Below are 19,707 nucleotides of genomic sequence, written 5' to 3'. Positions count from 1 at the left end.
GGGTGACGGTGATTGTCCGGGTGGGCAACGCCGTGGGTCCCTGGTATGCCTCACGACCGCTCTCCGGGCGATCACCATGGACAAGCTGGATTGCCTCGCCGCCCCGCCGCCCAAGCAGCGGGGGATCTTCTGCAACCGGACGCTGAATCTCCGTTCGATCAAGGCGATCGGATACGACATGGATTACACGCTGATCCACTACCGGGTGGAGGCGTGGGAGCGTCGGGCCTATGAGCACCTCCGGCATCTTCTGGAGAGCGAGGGTTGGCCGGTCGGGGACCTGACGTTCGAGCCGGACCTCGTGATCCGAGGGCTCATCCTGGACACCGAGCTCGGCAATCTGCTCAAGGTGAATCGGTTCGGCTACGTGAAGCGGGCCTTCCACGGCACGAAGCCGATCGACTTCGAGACCCAGCGCGCGACCTACGCGCGGACGATCGTCGACCTCGCCGACGGGCGCTACGTCTTCCTGAACACGCTCTTCTCTCTGTCGGAGGGGTGCATGTACGCGAAGCTGGTCGATCTGCTCGATCAGCGCCGGCTTCCCGAGGTGCTCGGCTACAGCGACCTCTATCGCCGCGTGAAGGATCGCCTCGACGCGACGCACATGGAGGGGCAGCTGAAGGCCGAGATCATCGGGGATCCGGACCGGTTCGTGCTGCTCGATCCGGAGATCCCGCTCACGCTGCTCGACCAGCGGGAGGCGGGCAAGAAGCTCGTCCTGATCACGAACTCGGAGTGGGTCTACACGCGCGCGATGATGAGCTACGCGTTCGACCGCTTCCTGCCGGGCGGCATGACGTGGCGCGACCTGTTCGACGTGGTCATCGTCTCCGCGCGGAAGCCGGAGTTCTTCTCGAGCCGCAGTCCGCTCTTCGAGGTGGTCACGGAGGACGGCCTCCTGCGCCCGGCCGGCCGGTTGCGCGTGGGCGGGCACTACCTGGGCGGCAACGCGGGGCTCGTCGAGCACCACCTGGGGCTGTCCGGCGACGAGATCCTCTACATCGGCGATCACATCTATGGGGATGTGCATGTGTCGAAGAGCGCCTTGCGTTGGCGGACGGCGCTCATCATCCGGGAGCTCGAGGACGAGATCCTCGCGATCGAGGAGGCGCGCGGGGCCGAGGCGCGCCTCGATCTCTGGATGCGGGAGAAGGAGGACGCGGAGCGCGTCTATGCCAGGCTGCGCCTGGAGCTCCAGCGGATGCGCGCCGGCTACGGGCCGGTCGCCGGGGCGACGGAGGGCGAGATCCAGGCGAAGATGAACGAGCTCAAGGCGAGCCTCGCGGCGCTCGACGCGCGGATCGCGCCGCTCGCGAAGGCCTCGGCCGAGACGTTGAACCCGAGGTGGGGGCTGCTCCTCCGCACGGGCAACGACAAGAGCCACCTGGCCCGGCAGATCGAGCGCTCGGCGGACATCTACACGTCCCGCGTCTCCAATTTTCTCCTGGCGACGCCTCACGTGCTGCTCCGCTCGCACCGCGGGAGCCTGCCGCACGATCCCATGGGCGCGCCGCCGGGCGCCGAGCCGCAGAACGGCGAGCCCGCCCCGGTCGACGACGCGACGCCCGTGGGCATGTAGGCGGCGCGGCCGCCGGCCTGCCGCGCCTCAGGCCGCGAGCCGCTGCGCGGCGCTGTCGAGGATGTCGAGGCACCCCGACAGGCTGTCGCAGAAGAGCAGCTCGCGCCGGAGGGCCGACGCGCCGGGGAGGCCGCGGAGATAGCCGGTCAGGTGGCGCCGGGTCACGCGCACGCCGTGCGGCTCGCCGCGCGCCTCGGTGTTCGCGATGAGGTGCGCGCGGCACAGGGCGAGCCGCTCCTCGGCCGTCGGCGGCGGGAGGTGCACGCCATCGTCGAGGAGGGCCCGGGCCTCGCGGAAGATCCAGGGGTGGTCGATGGCGGCGCGGCCGACCATCACGCCGGCGCAGCCCGTCTCGCGGAGGGCGCGGTCCGCGTCGTCGGCGGTCTTGATGTCGCCGTTCACCACGACAGGGATGGACACGACCTCGCGCGCCCGGGCGGCCCAGCTCCAGTCGGCCGCGCCGCTGTGCCCCATCTGGGCCGTGCGGCAGTGGATCGTGAGCGCGGCGACGCCGGTGTCCTCGAGGCGGCGCGCGAGGTCGACGATCGGCATATGGGACTCCGGTCCCCAGCCGATGCGCGTCTTCACGGTGACCGGGAGCGCGACCGAGCGCGTCACGAGGCGGGCCATCGCCACCATCGCCTCCGGATCGCGGAGCCAGCCCGCGCCCGCGCCTCGTCCGGCGATCTTCGGCACCCAGCAGCCGCAGTTGATATCCAGGAACGCCGGTCCGGCCTGCTCGGCAACGCGCGCGGCCTCGGCGAGGCGCTCCGGGTTGGCGCCGTAGATCTGGATCGCCGTCGGCTGATCGCCGTCGGCCAGGGCGAGCTTGCGCCGCGCGGTCTTGCACCCGCGCAGCAGCCCCTCGACGTTGACGAACTCCGTCACGCACAGCTCGGCGCCGAGCTCCCGGCCGACGCGGCGGAACACGGCGTCCGTCACGTCCTCCATGGGCGCGAGGACGACGGGGCGGCTTGCGAACAGCCGGCGAAAGCTTTCGGGCGAGAGCGGCACAGTGGCGAGCTTTCAAGCATGGATCCGGCCGGTTGACCAGGGCGACCGCCGCGGCCCGGGGCGTGACGGCCCGCTGAGCTCGAGCCCGCGGCGCCGAGGCGCGAGCGGCGCCTGGCGCCTGACCCGCGCCGCGGGCCGGCGGCCAAGGCGACGAGAGCCCAGCCCCCAGGCGCCCCGGTCACCTCGCCGCGCCTCGGCGTCCCGCCGCGCCGCTCCCCCGAGGCGCTGACAGGATTCATGACCTCACGGGCATGTGTGTGCACGGCGGACGAACACGGCATGTGGGGCGGCGAACGGTCATGTTGGTACGACATCCGGGGTGGGAGACGGCGGGCAGCGCAGCCCGGCATCGTGGCCGAGGAAACCTGCCGCACGAGAAGAGAACAACGCTCGCTTGACGTTCGGCGTGGCTCTGGCGACCCTCGAGATTGCCATGAAGCGTGCGCTGCTCCGAGAGGCTCTCCGCGCTGAGCGATCGGCCGCGGCGCGCATGCTCAGAGAGCGCGAGACTCGCCCGCTCGGCACGCGGCGCAGCGCGCCGGGCGCCCACGATGCGGAGAGCGTTCGTCGCGCGGTCCGCCGCGCTTTCCGGGTCGCGCTCTGGATATGGCCGGCGTTCACGCTTGTCGACGTGTTCATGGCGACCGTGCTGTACCCCGCGGCGCCGGTGTGGCGCTGCATCGTCCTGCGCGTCCTCGAGCAGGCGCTCTCCCTCGCCGTGTACCGGCTCTCGGGGCGCCCGACGCTCTCGGGGCGCGTCGTGCTCCTCGGGTACGAGGCCGCGTTCCTCACCGCCGCGATCTTCATCTCGTTGATGGCGCTCGATTTCGGCGGTCTGACGAGCGCGTACATGCACGGGCTCTCCATCGTCGTGCTGCTCCGCACGGCGCTCGTGCCCGCGCCGTTCAGCAAGGCGCTCCTCGCCTCCGCGCCGATGTTCCTCGCCTTCCCGGCGACGATGGGCATCGCCGCGATCTTCTCCCCGTCCATCCAGGCGGCGTGGCTCGATCCGACGACGCTGCTCACGGCCGCGAGCCATTACATCTTCGTCCCTGCCTCGGGGGTGATCGGGGCGCTGTCGAGCCACGTCGTGTGGGCCGCGCAGCAGCAGGTGTATCAGGCGCGCAAGCTGGGCAGGTACCGGCTCGAGGCGCCGATCGGCAAAGGGGGGATGAGCGAGGTCTGGCTCGCGTGGGACGAGACGCTCCACCGCGATGTCGCCCTCAAGCTCCTGAGGACGCGGGACGCGCCGGACCCGGCGGTGCCGAAGCGCTTCGAGCAGGAGGCGCACGCGGCGAGCAAGCTCAGCGATCCGCACACCATCCGGATCTTCGACTTCGGAGCGAGCGACGACGGCATCTACTACATCGCCATGGAGCACCTGCGCGGGGCCGATCTCGCCGCGATCGTGCGCAGCTACGGCCCCATGCCCGTGGCGCGCGCCCTGCGCTTCGCCCTGCAGGCCTGCCGCTCGCTCATCGAGGCGCACGAGGCCGGGATCATCCACCGGGACATCAAGCCGCAGAACCTCTTCGTCACCCGCGTTGGCGACGATCACGACTTCCTCAAGCTGCTCGACTTCGGGGTCGCGCGGATGGTCGAGGGCGGCCGGGACGCCGAGCTCACGAACAGCGGAATGCTCTGCGGGACGCCCGCCTACATGGCGCCGGAGGTGTGTCGTGGCGATCGGGCGGATGCGCGCAGCGACATCTACTCGCTCGGCGGCACGCTCTACTTCCTGCTCACCGGGGAGCTGCCGTTCGAGGGCTCGTCGTCGGGGCAGCTCTTCGTCGCGCACATGACGAAGGCGCCCCTCGCGCCGTCGGTGCGGCGCGGCCCCACCGTCCCTCGCGCGGTCGACCGCCTCGTCCTGCGGTGCCTCGCCAAGGACCCGCGCCACCGTTTCCAGAGCGCGCGGGCGCTGTTCGATGCGCTCCTCCCGCTGCTCGATGAGTCTGCCTGGACCGCGGCAGACGCGGAGCGCTTCTGGGTGACCGAGCGCGCGGAGAAGCTCGGCCGCCCGGAAGCGCCGCTCGAGCGGCCCACCGCGGCGCGCGGGGGCTCGACGCGGACCGCCTCCGCTCGATAGAGCCAGCGCACCGTCGCGCCGCGCGCGTGACTTTTATCTCACCTGCATGGGGGTCACGTGGTGGTGCTACACGAGGACCCGCTTCCCCGTAAGCCGCGTCCCGAGCCTCGCCGAGGCCGACGCTCGATCCCGGGTACCCCGGACCGCTCGCAAACCCGTGCGGGCGATCCGGGTGCACCGCGGTGGCGGTCGAGGCCCCCTCCGCGGCCGCGTGAGGGAGCCTCGACCCGTCAGAGGGCCCGTCGCTTCATCGTCCGCTCATGACCCCTTACCGGCGCCTTGCCGTGGCGAGGACCGAGCCGCGGCGGCGCCGCATCGGGGGCGCGGAGCGGGCGTCAGCAGGGCCTTCTCAAGCGAACCGTGTCAGCGCGGCGTCCTACCAGCCGCAGCCGCCGCCCCAGCCGCCCCAGCCGCAGCCGCCGCCCCAGCCGCCCCAGGGCCGGAAGCCCCAGCCGCCGCCCCAGCCCCAGGGCCGGAAGCCCCAGCCGCCGCCCCAGCCCCAGGGCCGGAAGCCCCAGCCGCCGCCCCAGCCCCAGGGCCGGAAGCCCCAGCCGCCGCCCCACCAGCGGGCCGCATCGGGCTTCTCGCCGACGCCCTCCTCGCCAGTCGGGTTCGTCGAGCCGGGGTCCGCGGCGCCGACATCGGGCGCGCCGGGGGCCGGCGCGCTGGCGCTTGCTGCGCCGGGATCCGTCGCTCTCTCGTCCATCGCCGGATTCGCGCTCGACTCCTGATCAGCGGAATCCATCTCTTCGGCCTGGAACGCCTGCTTCGCCTCGTCGGTCTCGCTCATCACGTCGTCGGTGGGCGCGTCCGACGTCGTCGCCTCGGCCATGCAACCGGCCGCGGAGAGGGCCGTCGAGAGGGCGATGAGCGATGCGAACTTCGTCAATTGGCTCATGTTCCCGTTCTCCTGTGCACATCAATCCATGTCGAATGGAGTCATCGCCCGTCATGGCGACGAGCTTTGACACGCGGGGACCTGAGATCCCCCGCCGCACGATCATGTGTGGTGTTCGGGAGGTGATGTCGATTACCGCATAAAGGACACCTGAGACACCATGGACGCTTTCTGCGAGGCCGTGCGCGCCGCGAGGGAGGCGTCACGCGCTCCTTCCGGGGAGAGCGAGCCGCGGCTGCCTGGGAGGGCGCGAGCCGCGGCTGCGCGGCGCTCGCCGGCCTCCCACGTGCTCCGGCGGCTGCGCGCGCTCCTCGCAGATCCCGGGCGCCGGACGCCGCGTCATCGCTCTGGCTGGCCAGCGCAGAGGAGCGCAGGCGCGCCGGACTGCGATGCTACGAGGACCGGGCGCGGGAAGGCCTGTCCTTATGAGGCTTCGGCAGTGGTGCCTAGAACGCGAACAGCTCGATCAACGGAGATGGATCGGATGGCGCGGAGCACCCGGGCGTCGACCGCGAGCGACCGCCGCGCGGCGAAGGATGCTTCATGAAGGCTCGCGCGATCGTGTCGTCCGCCAGGATCTCCAGCGTGAAGGCCGATGGGGGAGATCCGCGCGACTGCGTCTCCGGAGCACATGCTCCCGCGGTTCACACAGGAGATCGTCAGGGCCACCATCGGACCCGTCCACGACACATACCGTCCCGTCCTGGTCGATGGTCGGGGGCGAAGAGCGATGGATTCGAGCGAAGAAAGCGGTGGACTGGACAGCCTGGGAGCAACGCGTAGGAGCGGCCTGCGAAGGGGCCTTGTGTCCACACGTCGATGGCCGTGCAGGGAAGGGGGCGAGAAGAGAGCGATCGCGCCGTAGATTGCGCGCGGCGAGCCCCGGTGAGGGGCTCGCCCGAGGCCGCCTGGAGGGAGCGTTCAGCCCGCGAGCTTCGCGCGGACCGCCTCGCCCATCCCCTGGGTCGACAGCTTGCCGCCGAGGTCCGCCGTCCGTGCGCCGCTGGCGATGGCCTGCGCCACCGCGCGCTCGAGCACGGCCGCCTCCTTGTCGAGCCGCAGCGAGTGCCGGAGCAGCATCGCGGCGCTCAGGATCGTCCCGATCGGGTTGGCGAGCCCCTTGCCGGCGATGTCGGGCGCCGAGCCATGGATCGGCTCGTAGACCCCGCGCGTCCCATCGCCCAGCGACGCGCTCGGGCAGAGCCCCAGCGAGCCGGCGAGCACGGCGGCCTCGTCGGTCAGGATGTCGCCGAACATGTTCTCGGTGACGATGACGTCGAACGCCGCGGCCGAGGTGATGAGCCGCATCGCGCACGAGTCGACGAGCTGGTGCTCGATGCGGATCTCCGGGTGGCGGGCGGCGACCTCGGTCGCCACCGTGCGCCAGAGCCGCGACGACTCGAGGACGTTCGCCTTGTCGACGGACGTGACGAGGCGCCTGCGCGAGGCCGCGAGGCGGAACGCGAGCTCGACGACGCGCTGGATCTCCTCGTCCGTGTACTCGAGCGTGTCGACCGCGCGCCGGCGCCCGTTGACCTCCTCGCGGAGGCGGGGCTTGCCGAAGTAGAGCCCGCCCGTCAGCTCACGGACGACCAGGATGTCGACGTCCGCGAGCCGCTCCGCCTTGAGGGGAGAGGCCTGGATGAGCTCCGGGAACAGGCGGATCGGCCGCAGGTTGGCGTACAGGCCGAGCCCCTGGCGCAGCGCGAGCAGCCCCTGCTCGGGGCGGACGCTCGCGCTCGGGTTGTCCCACTTGGGGCCGCCGACGGCGCCGAGCAGGACGGCATCCGCCGCGCGGCACGCGTCGAGCGTCTCCTGCGTCAGCGCCGTGCCGGTCGCGTCGATGGCGCACCCGCCGATGAGGTGCTCCGAGTAGCTGAAGCTGTGGCCGAACTGGGCGGCGACAGCGTCGAGGGTGGCGCGGGTTTCGGCGACCACTTCGACGCCGATGCCGTCGCCGGGCAAAAGAACGATATTGGCCTTCATGCGACCTCGCTGGCAGGCAACGTGGATGTGTACTGCTGTGGCTCTCTCGCTGCGAGCGTGAGCCCATACTCGATCCCGTCCGCGAGCGCATGCCAGGACGCATCGATGATGTTCGTCGACGCGCCGACGGTGCTCCACTGGCGATGCGCGTCGCGGCTGTTGATGAGCACGCGCGTCGTCGCCGAGGTGCCGTCGCGCCCGTCGAGGATACGCACCTTGTAGTCGACGAGCTGGATGTCACGCACGGCCGGGAACACGGGCGCGAGCGCCTTGCGGAGCGCGCCGTCGAGCGCGTTGACGGGGCCGGACCCCTCTGCCGCCGTGATCACCACCTCGTCGTCGACCGCGATCTTGATCATCGCCTCGGCGAAGGTGCCGACTCCTTCGCGCTGGCCCGCGATGACCTTGAAGTCGAGCAGCCGGAACGGCGGCTTGTAGCCCGGCGAGCTCCGGCGGAGCAGCAGCGCGACGGACGCCTCGGCCGCCTCGAACGACGAGCCTCGCGCCTCGCGCTCCTTGATCTGCTCCAGCACCTCGACCTCGGCGCCCGTCGGCACCTCCAGCCCGAACTCCTCGGCCTTGCTGAGGAGGTTGCCTCGGCCCGACAGCTCGCTGACCACGGTCCGCATCGCGTTGCCGACGAGCGCGGGATCGATGTGCTGGTAGGACGCAGGCTCGCGCCGCATCGCCGCGACGTGCACGCCGCCCTTGTGCGCGAAGGCGCTCCGCCCGACGTAGGCCATGTGATCGTCGGGGGAGAGGTTCGCCACGTCGGCGACGTAGTGCGAGAGCTCGGTGAGCCCGCGGAGCGCCCCGTCCGGGAGCGCCCGGAGGCCGAGCTTCAGCTCCAGGTTCGGGATGATCGCGCAGAGGTTCGCGTTCCCGCAGCGCTCGCCGTAGCCGTTGATGGTGCCCTGGACGTGCCGGGCGCCTCCGCGCACGGCGGCGATCGAGTTGGCGACCGCGCATTCACCGTCGTTGTGGGCGTGGATGCCGAGCGGGTGGCCCAGCGCCGCCTTCATCTCGGCCACCACCGCCTCGATCTGCCAGGGCATCGACCCGCCGTTCGTGTCGCAGAGCGTGACCACCTCCGCACCGCCGCGCACGGCGGCGCGCAGCGTCTCGGTCGCGTACGACCGGTCGAGCGCGAACCCGTCGAAGAAGTGCTCGGCGTCGTAGATCACGCGGCGGCCGTGCGCGCGCAGGAAGGCGATCGTCTCCTCGATCATCCGGAGGTTCTCGTCGAGCGTCGTGCGCAGCACCGCCGTCACGTGCTGGACCGAGCTCTTGCCGAAGATCGTGCAGACGCTCGTCCCCGCTGCGAGGAGCGCGCGCAGCCCGGGGTCGTCCTCGGGGGCCAGCGAGGCCCGGCGCGTCGAGCCGAACGCGGCGATCTTCGCGTGCTTCCACTCGATGTCCTTCGCCCGCTCGAAGAACTGCGCATCCTTCGGGTTCGAGCCAGGCCACCCGCCCTCGATGAAGGTCAGGCCGAACGCGTCGAGGTGGCGCGCGATGCTCAGCTTGTCCTCGCACGCGAGCGAGATGCCCTCGCGCTGGGTGCCGTCGCGTAGCGTTGTGTCGTAGACGTCGACGCGGTCCGAGGGGCGGGCGCCCTGCTCCGCGCCGTTATGAGGCGGATTCATAAGGTTCGACTTCCTTGTGCAGCGAGATCGGGTCGCCGAGCTCGTCGCCCCCCTGGGGGGGCCTCCTGCGCTCGGCGCACGGCCCTACCTCGCGGTCTCGACGGCGGCGCCGTGGCCGCTCTGGTTGCTCTCTGACGCCGCCGCGTCGTCCTTGGGCTCGACGCCGTAGGTCGCGAGGAGCCGGTTCAGGGCGGTGAGGTACGCCTTCGCGCTGGCCACCAGGATGTCGGTGTCGGCGCCGTGGCCGTGGAAGACGCGCGCCGCGGCGTCGTGCTGCGGGTGCCGCTTGCTCGACGTCGCGTCCGCCCGGACGCGGACGCTCACCTCGCCGAGCGCGTCGATGCCCTCGGTCACCGCGTGCACCGAGAACTCGAGGAGGCTGCTCGGCACGCGGACGATCTCGTCGATCGCCCGGTAGGCGGCGTCCACCGGCCCGGTGCCGATCGCGGCGCGGACGTGCAGCGCCCCGTCCGGCCCGCGGAGGCGGACGGTGGCGGTGGGCATGCCCGTGGTCCCGCAGGCGACCTGGAGCGCGTCGAGCGTGTAGAGATCGTCGGCCTGCGCCCGCGTGGTCGAGACGATCGCCTCGATGTCGGGATCGGTGACGTGCTTCTTCTTGTCCGCGAGCGCCTTGAAGCTGGCGAACGCCGCCGCGAGCTGGGCCTCGTCGAGGTGGTAGCCGAGCTCCTCCAGCCGGTTGCGGAGCGCGTGCCTGCCCGAGTGCTTGCCGAGGACGAGCCGGGTCTGCGTCACCCCGACCATCTCCGGCCGCATGATCTCGTACGTCTCCTGGTGCTTCAGCATCCCGTCCTGGTGGATGCCGGACTCGTGCGCGAAGGCGTTGGCGCCGACGATCGCCTTGTTCGGCTGGACGTTGAAGCCCGTGGCCGCGCTGACGAGGCGGCTCACGGTGGCGATCTGGGTCGTGTCGATCCCGGTGCGCAGCCCGAAGACGGCCCGGCGCGTGGCGAGCGCCATGACGATCTCCTCGAGCGCGGTGTTGCCGGCGCGCTCGCCGATGCCGTTGATGGTCACCTCGGCCTGGCGCGCGCCCGCGCGGATGCCCTCCAGCGCGTTGGCCGTCGCGAGCCCGAGGTCGTTGTGGCAGTGGACCGAGACGATGGCGCGGTCGATCCCCGGGACGTTCTTGCGGATCCCCGCGATGAGCGCGCCGAACTCGCTCGGGATGGTGTACCCGACGGTGTCCGGGATGTTGAGCGTGGTGGCCCCGGCGGCGATCGCGGCCTCGAGCACCTGGTAGAGGAACTCCGGCTCGCTCCGGCCGGCGTCCTCGGGGCTGAACTCCACGTCGGCGCACATGTCGCGCGCGTACGCGACCATGGCCCGCACGCGGTCGAGCACCTCCGCCCGGGTCATCCGGAGCTTGTGCTTGAGGTGGATGTCGCTCGTGGCGAGGAAGGTGTGGATCCGGGGGTGCGCGGCCCGGGCGACGCCCTCCCACGCCTTGTCGATGTCGACCTTGGTGGCGCGGGCGAGGGCGCAGATGATCGGCGGGGTCGCGGCGGGGCGGCCGGGGACCGCGGCCGCGCCCACGCGCTCGGCGATCGTCTGGACGGCGAGCAGATCGTCGGGGGAAGCGGCGGGGAAGCCCGTCTCGATGACGTCGACGCCGAGCTTCGCCAGCGCGAGCGCGATCTCGAGCTTCTCCGACGATGTCATCGTCGCGCCCGGCGACTGCTCGCCGTCGCGCAGCGTCGTGTCGAAGATGCGGACGTAATCGGACGGGGGCATCGCTTGATTCGCAATGATCTCAGGCATGGTGTTCTCCGCCGCCTCCCACGAGTGGAGAGGCTCAGTCGCCGGGCTTGATGGTGACGGGATCGATGAACGGCATCATCTTGCGCAGGTTGGCGCCCACGATCTCGAGCCGCTGCTCCCGCTCCTTCGCCCGCGTCGCCTCGAACTTCGGCCGGCCCGCCTCGTTCTCCGCGATCCACTTGCGCGCGAACTCGCCGCTCTGGATCTCGGCGAGGATGCGCTTCATCTCCTCGCGCGTCTTGTCGGTGATGACCCGCGGGCCCGACACGTAGTCGCCGTGCTCGGCGGTGTCGCTGATCGAGTACCGCATGTAGTTGAGGCCGCCGCGGTACATGAGGTCGACGATGAGCTTGAGCTCGTGCAGACACTCGAAGTACGCGATCTCCGGCTGGTAGCCGGCGTTGACGAGCGTCTCGAAGCCGGCCTTCACGAGCTCGCTCGCGCCGCCGCAGAGCACCGCCTGCTCGCCGAAGAGGTCGGTCTCGGTCTCCTCCGCGAACGTCGTGAGGAGCACCCCGGCGCGCGTCGCGCCGATGCCCTTCGCGTAGGCGAGCGCCTGGGCCTCCGCCTTGCCGCTCGCGTCCTGGTGGACGGCGAGGAGGGCCGGGACGCCGCCGCCGGCCTCGAACGTCTCGCGCACCCGGTGGCCGGGGCCCTTCGGGGCGATCATCGACACGTCGACCGACGGGGGGGGCGTGATCGTGTTGAAGCGGATGTTGAACCCGTGCGCGAACATGAGCGTCTTGCCCGGGCCGAGGTGCGGCGCGATCTGCTCGTTGTAGATGCGCGCCTGCGACGTGTCGGGGGCGAGGATCATGATGACGTCGGCGGCCTTCGCGGCCTCGGACACCGTGGCCACCTGCAGCCCCGCGGCCTGCGCCTTGGGCCGGCTCTTGCTGCCCTCGGGCAGGGCGACGATCACCGTGACGCCGCTGTCGCGCAGGTTCAGCGCGTGCGCGTGCCCCTGGGAGCCATAGCCCACGATCGCGACCTTCTTGCTCTGGATGAGCGAAAGATCCGCGTCGTTATCGTAAAAAATCTTAGCCATCTCTCTCTCCTTACAACCGGGACCCGCACCTCGCGGCTCCCGTCCTTCACGTCGTTCACGTGTCGCGCGCGCTCTTTACACCGTCGCTACACCGTCGTCATACCGTCAGGAGGCGCCGTTCTCGGCGGTGCGCACGGGGATCGAGTCGAACCTGGCCTCGGCCTCCTCGGCGCCGCGGGTCATCACGATCATCCCGGTCCGCACCATCTCGATGATCCCGAACGGGCGGAGCACCTCGAGCAGGCCCTCGATCTTGTCGCCGGTCCCGGTGATCTCGATGGTCAGCGCCTCGGGGGCGACATCGACGGTGCGCGCGCGGAACACCTCACAGAGCTGGAGCACCTGCGCCCGGCTCGTCGCGTCCGCCTTCACCTTGATGAGCGCGAGATCGCGCGCGACCGAGGCGGTGTGGGTGACGTCCCGGACCCAGAGGGTGTTGACCAGCTTGTAGAGGTTCGCCTCCAGGCGCCGCGCCCCGTCCTCGTCCGCCTCGAGGACCAGGGTCAGGCGCGAGATCCCGGCGATGTGGGTGCGCCCGACGCTCAGCGACTCGATGTTGTAGGCGCGCCGCCGGAAGAGGGACGCGACGCGGTTGAGCACGCCGGGGCGGTCTTCGACGTAGGCGATGAACGTGCGCAGGATGGGTCGATCCATGGATGCCTCTTGAAAGTCCCTCTTGTCTATGGTGCGCCCGGCTCCGGCCGCGGCGCGCTCGGGCGCGCCCCGCCCGTCCGACGGGCGCACGCTCACGCTGGAGCGCGCGCCCAGGGCGCGTGGGTCTGCTGGCGCGTTCACGGGTCCTCCCCGGTCTCCACGATGGGGCTCGGGCGCCGGATCATGTCGTTGAGGTCGGCGCCGGCGGGGACCATCGGATAGACGCTATCCTCCTGCTCCACACGGAAGTCGACGACCACGGTGCCGGGCGTGGCGCGGGCGCGCTCCACGGCCCCGGCGATCTCCTCGCGCTTCGTGACGCGGATGCCGGTCAGCCCGTGGGCCTCGGCGAGCTTCACGAAATCCGGGCTGCGCATCGGGGTCGCCGAGTAGCGCCGGTTGTAGAAGAACTCCTGCCACTGCCGCACCATGCCGAGGTAGCCGTTGTTGATGACGGCCACGTGGACCTTGAGCCCCTCCTGCGCGCAGGTCGAGAGCTCGCACGCGGTCATCTGGAAGCCGCCGTCGCCCACGACCACCCAGATCTCATCCTCCGGCTTCGCGAAGCGCGCGCCGATCGCCGCCGGCAGGGAGAAGCCCATCGTGCCGAGCCCGCCGGAGGTGATGAGCTTCCGCGGGTAATCGTGCTTGTAGTACTGCGCTTCCCACATCTGGTGCTGGCCGACGTCGGTTACCACAAGCGCCTTGCCGTCGGTGAGCCGCCAGAGGTCGTGCATCACGTGCGCGGCGTACAATTTGTCGTTGTACGGCAATTGTTGAATGTCACGGACCGCCGAGTCGCCCTTCAACAGGTTGATGCGGTCGACCCACGGGCCGCGGTTGCGCTGCTTGCACCCGGGGATGAGCGACAGCAGCGTGTCCCGGACGTCGCCGACGAGGCCGACATCGACCTTGACATTCTTGTTGATCTCGGACCGGTCGATCTCGACGTGGATCTTCTTCGCCTTGACGGCGTAGGTCTTGAGGTTGCCGGTCACGCGGTCGTCGAAGCGCATCCCGAGCGCGATGAGGAGGTCGGCCTCCTGGATAGCGTTGTTCACCCACGCCTCGCCGTGCATCCCCATCATGCCGAGGCTGAGGGGGTGCTTCGCCGGGAAGCCGCCGAGGCCGAGCAGCGTGGAGGCGACGGGGATCCCCGTCTTCTCCACGAAGGCGAGGAGCTCGCGCGTCGCCTCGGCCCTGACGATGCCCTGACCGGCCAGGATGAGCGGCCGCTCGGCCTCGTCGATGAGGTCGATCGCCTTCTCGATGTCCGTCTGGACGGCGTGCTGCGAGGGGCGGTAGCCGGGCAAGCGGACCTCGCCCTTCGGCGGCTCGAATTCGATCGACGCCTGCTGGGCGTCCTTGGTGATGTCCACGAGCACGGGGCCCGGGCGGCCCGAGCGCGCGATGTAGAACGCCTCGCGGAGGGCGGGGGCGATGTCCTCCACGTCGGTCACGAGGTAGTTGTGCTTGGTGATGGGCAGGGTGACGCCCGTGATGTCCGTCTCCTGGAACGCGTCGGTCCCGAGCAGCTTGGAGGACACCTGCCCGGTGATACAGACGATCGGCGAGGAGTCGAGCATCGCCGTCGCGATCCCGGTGACGAGGTTCGTCGCGCCCGGCCCCGAGGTGGCGACGCACACGCCGACCTTGCCCGAGGCGCGGGCGTACCCGTCCGCCATGTGCGCCGCGCCCTGCTCGTGCCGGACGAGCACATGGCGGATCGGGTAACCGAGGATCGTGTCGTAGGCGGGCATGATCGCGCCGCCCGGATAGCCAAAGACCACGTCCACGCCTTCGCGGACGAGGACTTCCCAGATAATCTGTGCACCGGTTCGTTTCATAATTCCCGACTCCATCGAGTCACGCGGGTGAAGGTGGGGCGCATGGGGGCGCCTTGGCCGCGGGGTTCCGCCGTTTCTCAGAGGCTCAGCAACTTAGGCGATCGCGCGCTGCAGATCCTCCCGAGGGCCGTCGCCGCTGCTCTCCTCGCGGCGGATCGCGTCGAGCACCCTGCGCGCGTCGTCGAGCGACACGACGCGCGAGCTGCCCGGTGCGCTCGCCGGCTTGGCGCGCAGATCAGCGCGCTGGTCCACGTTGGAGCGCGCGGAGGGCGGGTCAGCATGGAACTCGAACGATGCCTCCGCGGCGTCGCCGTGCGGGCGCGCGCCCTTGAGGTGCGTCGAGGAGCGCTGGGGCGCGCGGACGGCGCCCCCGCTGGCTCGGGCGCGGATCTCGTCGACGAGCGCCTCGAACTCCTCTCGCACGGCGCTCGACGCGACGGGCACCCCACATCCCGCGGCGACGAGCTCGGCGAGCTCCGCGATGCGCTGGCCGACGGCCTCGATTGAGGCGTCCTCCCGATTTTTCCTCGAATGTTCCTTGCTCACCTGATCCTCCTTCGACGACGGCTGCTCTCCGTGAACCCTCAGGCCGAAAAAAACGAAAGCCCCCGGACCATCTCGGTGCGGGGGCCTATCTCCATGCTGTTTCAGCTCAGAGCGGCGGCCCGCACCCGTTCCCGACGCGAATCAGCCCGACGACGTCAACTAGGCTGATGAGCGCAGGAATGGCTAGGCCCGCTAGGAGCCCGACGGACACGCCGCCTTCGACGACGACGAACGAACGCGCCGTCGAGGACGCCAACGAAGCACGGTGCACAACCTTCTCAGCGAGGGTCCCATCGCCGGAGGCGTGGGCGCTGGCGGTGCACATCGGCTTCTGCATGGCGTAGATGCTTCTACCCTACAGAGCTGCTGCGTCGCGTCAAGTTGTTTCTTTACAGATCGCTTGTTTCTGCGGCATTTCGTGCAGTTTTTTGTTCGAGCGCGCGCACGTGAACCGCGTGATGTTCAGCACGGACCGGCGCTGTCCGGGAGCTTGGTCTGCGGTGTCTCGAACGGCGATTCACTGCGCTCGATGTGCACGGATGCGTCGCTCGAGCGCGACGCCGGGCGAGTCGAGCGAGGCGCGCCGAGCGCGTCGCGTGGCGCGCGCGCAAGCGAGGGCGCGGCCAGGAATGCTGGGGTGCCGGGGAGAGGTGCGCAAACACCGGACGTCGGCTCATGCGCCGCCGAAGTGCAGACTGCTGTCTTGAACTGACTGCCGCCAGATCGCGCGACACACCCATGAACCCGGCATGCAAGCGCATCGCGTCGCGCAGGCGCGCCCTGCCGATCGAACGGTCTCGCCCTGGGGTCTGCAGCGCCGCCGCGTGGCCTCGCTCGGCACGGTCGGGCTCCTCGCGCTGAGCGGCGCCGCCGCGGCCCGCGCCGATCCTGCGCAGCCAGGGGATCCCACGGCGCTCGCCGGTGCACAGCCCGCGCGGCCGTCGCTTCCACCCGCGCCGCCTGCGCAGCCACCTGCTGCGCCGGAGCGGCCCGCCGCTGCGGCGCCCCGGACGCAACCGAGGGCGGCCGCCAACTTCAGCACGTTCCTCGAGCTCCGGAACGATTACTCGAGCGGCAAGAACGGCTTCTTCAACGCAGCGGTGCTCCGGGGGGACTACGCGTTCACCAGGACGTTCTCGCTGCGCGCAGACCTGCCGCTCGCGTACGCGGGGGACATCGAGGGCCAGCGCGACGTGGGGCTCGGCGACATCCTGATCCGGCCGCTCGTCCGCGTGGTGGGCACGCCGCGGTTCGCGCTGGTCCTGGGCACGGATCTCCTCCTCGACTCGGCGACGAAGCGCGCGCTCGGCGCGGGAAAGAACCAGGTGGCGCCCCTCGTCCAGGCGTACGTCCGCGTGGCGCGGCCCGCGCGGCTCGGGGCCCAGCTGCAGCACGCGGTGTCGTTCGGCGGCGACCCGGGGCGGAACGCCATCCAGAAGTCGACGATCAGGGAATTCGCGATCATCGAGCTGCCGCACGGGTTCTGGGTGAGCCCGGACCAGGCGTTCTCGATCGACCACCGCGGAGCGCACCGCGTCGTGTCGACGAGCGTGCTGGAGGTCGGCGCAGAGCTCAGCGAACGGGTGCAGGTGTACGTCGATCCCGGCGTCCAGGTCGATGACCGGGGGGCGGTCGACTGGCTGGTCACCGGGGCGGTGCGGTGGGCCTTCCCGCAGCGAGCGCGGGCGCGCGCGGTCGCCGCCGCGCGGGTGCAGCGCGCGGGTACGGAGCAGGCCGCGGGCGCGGAGCAGGCCGCGGAGGAGTAGGCGGCTCGCGCCTCCGGCGTCCAAGAGGACGCCCGGCGAGGGCCGCGCGCGTCTCGCGCCCGGGATGGGGCGGGGGCGATCGACGGACCCGGGGTGGCGGACCCTTGACCTGGGTCGTCGTCCCGAGCCTGATCCTCGGTCGCACGCATGCTGTCACGAGATCCGCTGCTCCTGCTCTCCGCGACCCGGCTCGCCGCGCTGATCCGCGAACGCGCCGTGACGTCGGCCGAGGTCGTGGAGGCCCATATCCGGCACATCGAGCGCGTGAACCCGACGCTCAACGCGATGGTGGCGGACCGGTTCGAGGCCGCCCGCGCCGAGGCGCGCGCGGCCGATGCCCTCCTCGAACAACGCGGGGCCGCGGGCGCGCCGCCGTTCCTCGGCGTCCCGTGCTCCATCAAGGAGAGCTTCGCCGTCGCCGGCATGCCGAACTCCGCCGGGCTCGTCGCACGCGCCGGCGTGCGCGCGGAGGAGGACGCCGTGACGGTCACGCGCCTGCGCGCGGCCGGCTTCATCCCGCTCGGCGTCACCAACGTGTCGGAGCTCTGCATGTGGATGGAGACGAACAACCGGCTCTACGGCCGGACGAACAACCCCTACGACCCGGCGCGCACCGCGGGCGGCAGCTCGGGCGGGGAGGCCGCGGTGGTCGGCGCGGGCGGCGCGCCGGTCGGGCTCGGCTCGGACATCGGCGGATCCATCCGCATGCCCGCGTTCTTCAACGGCGTCTTCGGCCACAAGCCGACCGGCGGGCTCGTGCCGACCTCGGGCCAGTTCCCGCTGCCGGGCGAGCGAGGGCTCCGCTTCATGACGACGGGGCCGATCGCGCGGCGCGCCGAGGATCTCATGCCGGTGCTCCGCATCCTCGCCGGCCCCGACGCGCGCGATCCGGGCTGCGCGCCGCTGCCGCTCGGCGATCCGGCCTCGGTCGATCTCGGCACGCTGACGGTGCTCTCCGTCGAGCACGACGGGGTGCGCCGGGTGAGCGCCGATCTCGTGGCCGCGCAGCGGAGGGCGGCGGAGGCGCTCGCCGCCTGCGGGGCGACGGTGATCGAGGCGAAGGTCGACCTCCTCGCGCGGGCGCTCGACATCTGGACCGCGATGGTGGGCACGTCCGGGGGCGTCACGTTCCGGGCGTTGCTCGGTGATGGCCGCCCGGTCAGCCTGCCGCGCGAGCTCGCCCGCTGGTCGGTCCGCCGCTCGACGCACACGCTGCCGGCGCTGGGGCTCGCGTTGCTGGAGGACGTCGGCGGGCTGCTGCCGGCGCGCGTCGAGCGGGCCCTGGAGCTCGGCAAGGCGCTGCGCGCCGAGCTCGTGTCGCGCATCGGCGAGCAGGGCGTGATGCTCTACCCGTCCTATCCGAGCCCCGCGCCGCGGCACTACGCGCCGCTCCTGCCGCCCTTCCAGTGGACATACACCGCGGTGCTCAACGTCATGGAGATGCCGGCGACGCAGGTGCCGCTGGGCCTCAACGGCGAGGGGCTGCCGCTCGGCGTCCAGGTGGCGGCGATCCACGGCAACGATCATGTGACGATCGCCGTGGCGGAGCACCTGGAGCGCTCGTTCGGCGGCTGGGTGCCGCCGTCGCTCTCGTGGTGCCGGCGATGACGTTCCCGCCCGCGGTCGTGGTATCAAGGCTGCCCCCATGACCAGCGACCGCGCGTACGACGTGATCGTCTTCGGAGCGACCGGCTTCACCGGTCGCCTCGTCGCCGAGTATCTCGCCACCAAGGGCAAGGACGCCTCTGCCCGCGGCGCAGAAGAGCGGCCCATCCGCTGGGCGATCGCTGGCCGGAACGCGGGGCGCCTCGCCGAGGTGAAGGCGGCGATGGAGGCGATCGATCCGGCGTGCTCCTCGCTGGGCGTCATCGAGGCGGCGTCGGACGACGCGGCGTCGCTCGAGCGCATGGCCCGGAAGGCGCGCGTCGTCATCACGACGGTCGGTCCTTACACGGCGCTCGGCGAGCCGCTCGTCGAGGCGTGCATCCGCGCGGGCACGGACTACGCGGATCTCACCGGCGAGCCCGGGTTCGTCGACCGCCTCATCGAGCGCCACCACGAGGCTGCCCGCGCGCGGGGCGTGCGGATCGTCAACTGCTGCGGCTTCGACAGCATCCCGCATGACCTCGGGGTGCTCTTCACGGTGACGAAGCTCCCCGCGGGCGAGCCGATCGTGGTGGAGGGCATCGTGCGCGCGCACGGCAGCTTCTCCGGCGGCACCTGGCAGTCGCTGCTCGAGATCATGGCGCGCCCCGGCCCAAGGAAGGGCGCCGCGCGCGGCGAGGACGCGCACGGGGCGCGCAGGGTGCGGGGGCTCAAGACGCGCATCCACTACGAGAAAGGGCTGCGCGCATGGCTCTGCCCGATGCCCAGCATCGATCCGCTCGTCGTGCTGCGGAGCGCGCGGGAGCTCGACGCCTACGGCCCCGACTTCCAGTACAGCCACAACGTGCAGGTCAAGTCCGGGCTGCAGCTCGTGATGGGGATCGCCGGCTTCGGCGCGGTCACGGCGCTGGCCAAGGTGGGACCGACGCGGGAGCTGCTCCGCAAGGTGCGGAGTCCGGGGGAGGGGCCGAGCGCGGAGGAGCGGGCGCGCAGCTGGTTCCAGGTGACCTTCCAGGGGAAGAGCGCGTCCCGCAAGGTGGTGACGCGGGTGAGCGGCGGCGATCCCGGTTACTCGGAGACGGCCAAGATGGTGGCAGAGTCGGCGCTCTGCATGGCGTTCGACCGCGAGCGGCTGCCGGCGCGCGCCGGGGTCATCACGCCGGTCGTCGCGATGGGGGAGCGGCTCATCGAGCGGCTTCAGGCGGCGGGGATCCGGTTCGAGCTGCTCGAGGGGTGAGCTGCGGCGGCTG

At 71.2% G+C, this 19,707-nt stretch carries 15 protein-coding genes; 5 read left to right on the top strand and 10 right to left on the bottom strand.

What is annotated here, in order from left to right; translation table 11 throughout:
• The first annotated feature begins 76 nt into the window (after nt 1-76).
• Nucleotides 77-1,582 carry an HAD-IG family 5'-nucleotidase gene (locus WMF39_RS20795; protein ID WP_437747220.1) on the top strand — a complete coding sequence of 502 codons (1,506 nt, stop codon included), beginning with the start codon at nt 77-79 and terminating at the stop codon, nt 1,580-1,582.
• A gap of 27 nt (nt 1,583-1,609) precedes the next feature.
• Here WMF39_RS20795 and dusB read toward each other — a convergent pair whose 3' ends face one another.
• Nucleotides 1,610-2,596, bottom strand: a complete 987-nt coding sequence (gene dusB, locus WMF39_RS20790) for a tRNA dihydrouridine synthase DusB (RefSeq protein ID WP_437747219.1) — start codon at nt 2,594-2,596, stop codon at nt 1,610-1,612.
• A gap of 490 nt (nt 2,597-3,086) precedes the next feature.
• Here dusB and WMF39_RS20785 point away from each other — a divergent pair, with 490 nt between their 5' ends.
• Nucleotides 3,087-4,685 carry a serine/threonine-protein kinase gene (locus WMF39_RS20785; protein ID WP_437747218.1) on the top strand — a complete coding sequence of 533 codons (1,599 nt, stop codon included), beginning with the start codon at nt 3,087-3,089 and terminating at the stop codon, nt 4,683-4,685.
• A 376-nt stretch (nt 4,686-5,061) separates the two neighbouring features.
• Here WMF39_RS20785 and WMF39_RS20780 read toward each other — a convergent pair whose 3' ends face one another.
• From WMF39_RS20780 to WMF39_RS20740, 9 genes are all read right to left on the bottom strand, one after another.
• Nucleotides 5,062-5,583, bottom strand: coding sequence for a hypothetical protein (locus tag WMF39_RS20780; RefSeq protein WP_437747217.1), 522 nt, complete (start codon nt 5,581-5,583; stop codon nt 5,062-5,064).
• Between the two features lie 921 nt (nt 5,584-6,504).
• Complete coding sequence (gene leuB / locus WMF39_RS20775) at nt 6,505-7,569, bottom strand: 3-isopropylmalate dehydrogenase (RefSeq protein WP_437747216.1); 1,065 nt, start codon at nt 7,567-7,569, stop codon at nt 6,505-6,507.
• Entirely contained in the window at nt 7,566-9,212 is a 1,647-nt protein-coding gene (gene cimA, locus WMF39_RS20770; protein ID WP_437747215.1) for a citramalate synthase, read from the bottom strand. The genes leuB and cimA overlap by 4 nt, the downstream gene beginning before the upstream one ends.
• Nucleotides 9,213-9,296: 84 nt before the next feature.
• Entirely contained in the window at nt 9,297-10,991 is a 1,695-nt protein-coding gene (locus WMF39_RS20765) for a 2-isopropylmalate synthase (protein ID WP_437747214.1), read from the bottom strand.
• A gap of 34 nt (nt 10,992-11,025) precedes the next feature.
• On the bottom strand, nt 11,026-12,039 hold the full coding sequence (ilvC, locus tag WMF39_RS20760; RefSeq protein WP_012236362.1) for a ketol-acid reductoisomerase: 1,014 nt from the start codon (nt 12,037-12,039) through the stop codon (nt 11,026-11,028).
• 105 nt (nt 12,040-12,144) lie between these two features.
• Entirely contained in the window at nt 12,145-12,693 is a 549-nt protein-coding gene (gene ilvN, locus WMF39_RS20755) for an acetolactate synthase small subunit (protein ID WP_012236361.1), read from the bottom strand.
• A gap of 137 nt (nt 12,694-12,830) precedes the next feature.
• Nucleotides 12,831-14,540 carry a biosynthetic-type acetolactate synthase large subunit gene (ilvB, locus tag WMF39_RS20750; RefSeq protein WP_437747213.1) on the bottom strand — a complete coding sequence of 570 codons (1,710 nt, stop codon included), beginning with the start codon at nt 14,538-14,540 and terminating at the stop codon, nt 12,831-12,833.
• Nucleotides 14,541-14,633: 93 nt separating this feature from the next.
• A complete protein-coding gene (locus WMF39_RS20745; RefSeq protein ID WP_437747212.1) occupies nt 14,634-15,086 on the bottom strand; it encodes a hypothetical protein in 453 nt (150 codons plus the stop codon).
• 106 nt (nt 15,087-15,192) lie between these two features.
• Nucleotides 15,193-15,423, bottom strand: a complete 231-nt coding sequence (locus tag WMF39_RS20740) for a hypothetical protein (protein ID WP_437747211.1) — start codon at nt 15,421-15,423, stop codon at nt 15,193-15,195.
• Between the two features lie 412 nt (nt 15,424-15,835).
• On the opposite strand from WMF39_RS20740, the gene WMF39_RS20735 reads away from it, so the two are divergent.
• The 3 genes from WMF39_RS20735 to WMF39_RS20725 all read left to right on the top strand — a co-directional run bounded on the left by WMF39_RS20735 (nt 15,836) and on the right by WMF39_RS20725 (nt 19,694).
• Nucleotides 15,836-16,852, top strand: coding sequence for a hypothetical protein (locus WMF39_RS20735; RefSeq protein ID WP_437747210.1), 1,017 nt, complete (start codon nt 15,836-15,838; stop codon nt 16,850-16,852).
• A gap of 147 nt (nt 16,853-16,999) precedes the next feature.
• Nucleotides 17,000-18,460, top strand: coding sequence for an amidase (locus WMF39_RS20730; protein ID WP_437747209.1), 1,461 nt, complete (start codon nt 17,000-17,002; stop codon nt 18,458-18,460).
• Between the two features lie 37 nt (nt 18,461-18,497).
• Nucleotides 18,498-19,694 carry a saccharopine dehydrogenase family protein gene (locus WMF39_RS20725; RefSeq protein ID WP_437747208.1) on the top strand — a complete coding sequence of 399 codons (1,197 nt, stop codon included), beginning with the start codon at nt 18,498-18,500 and terminating at the stop codon, nt 19,692-19,694.
• Nucleotides 19,695-19,707 lie beyond the last annotated feature (13 nt).

It is taken from the genome of Sorangium sp. So ce1504 (assembly GCF_051521635.1).
Classification (GTDB): domain Bacteria; phylum Myxococcota_A; class Polyangia; order Polyangiales; family Polyangiaceae; genus Sorangium; species Sorangium cellulosum_B.
Note: the sequence above shows the minus strand (reverse complement) of the source record. Positions and strands in the feature narration are given on the sequence as shown.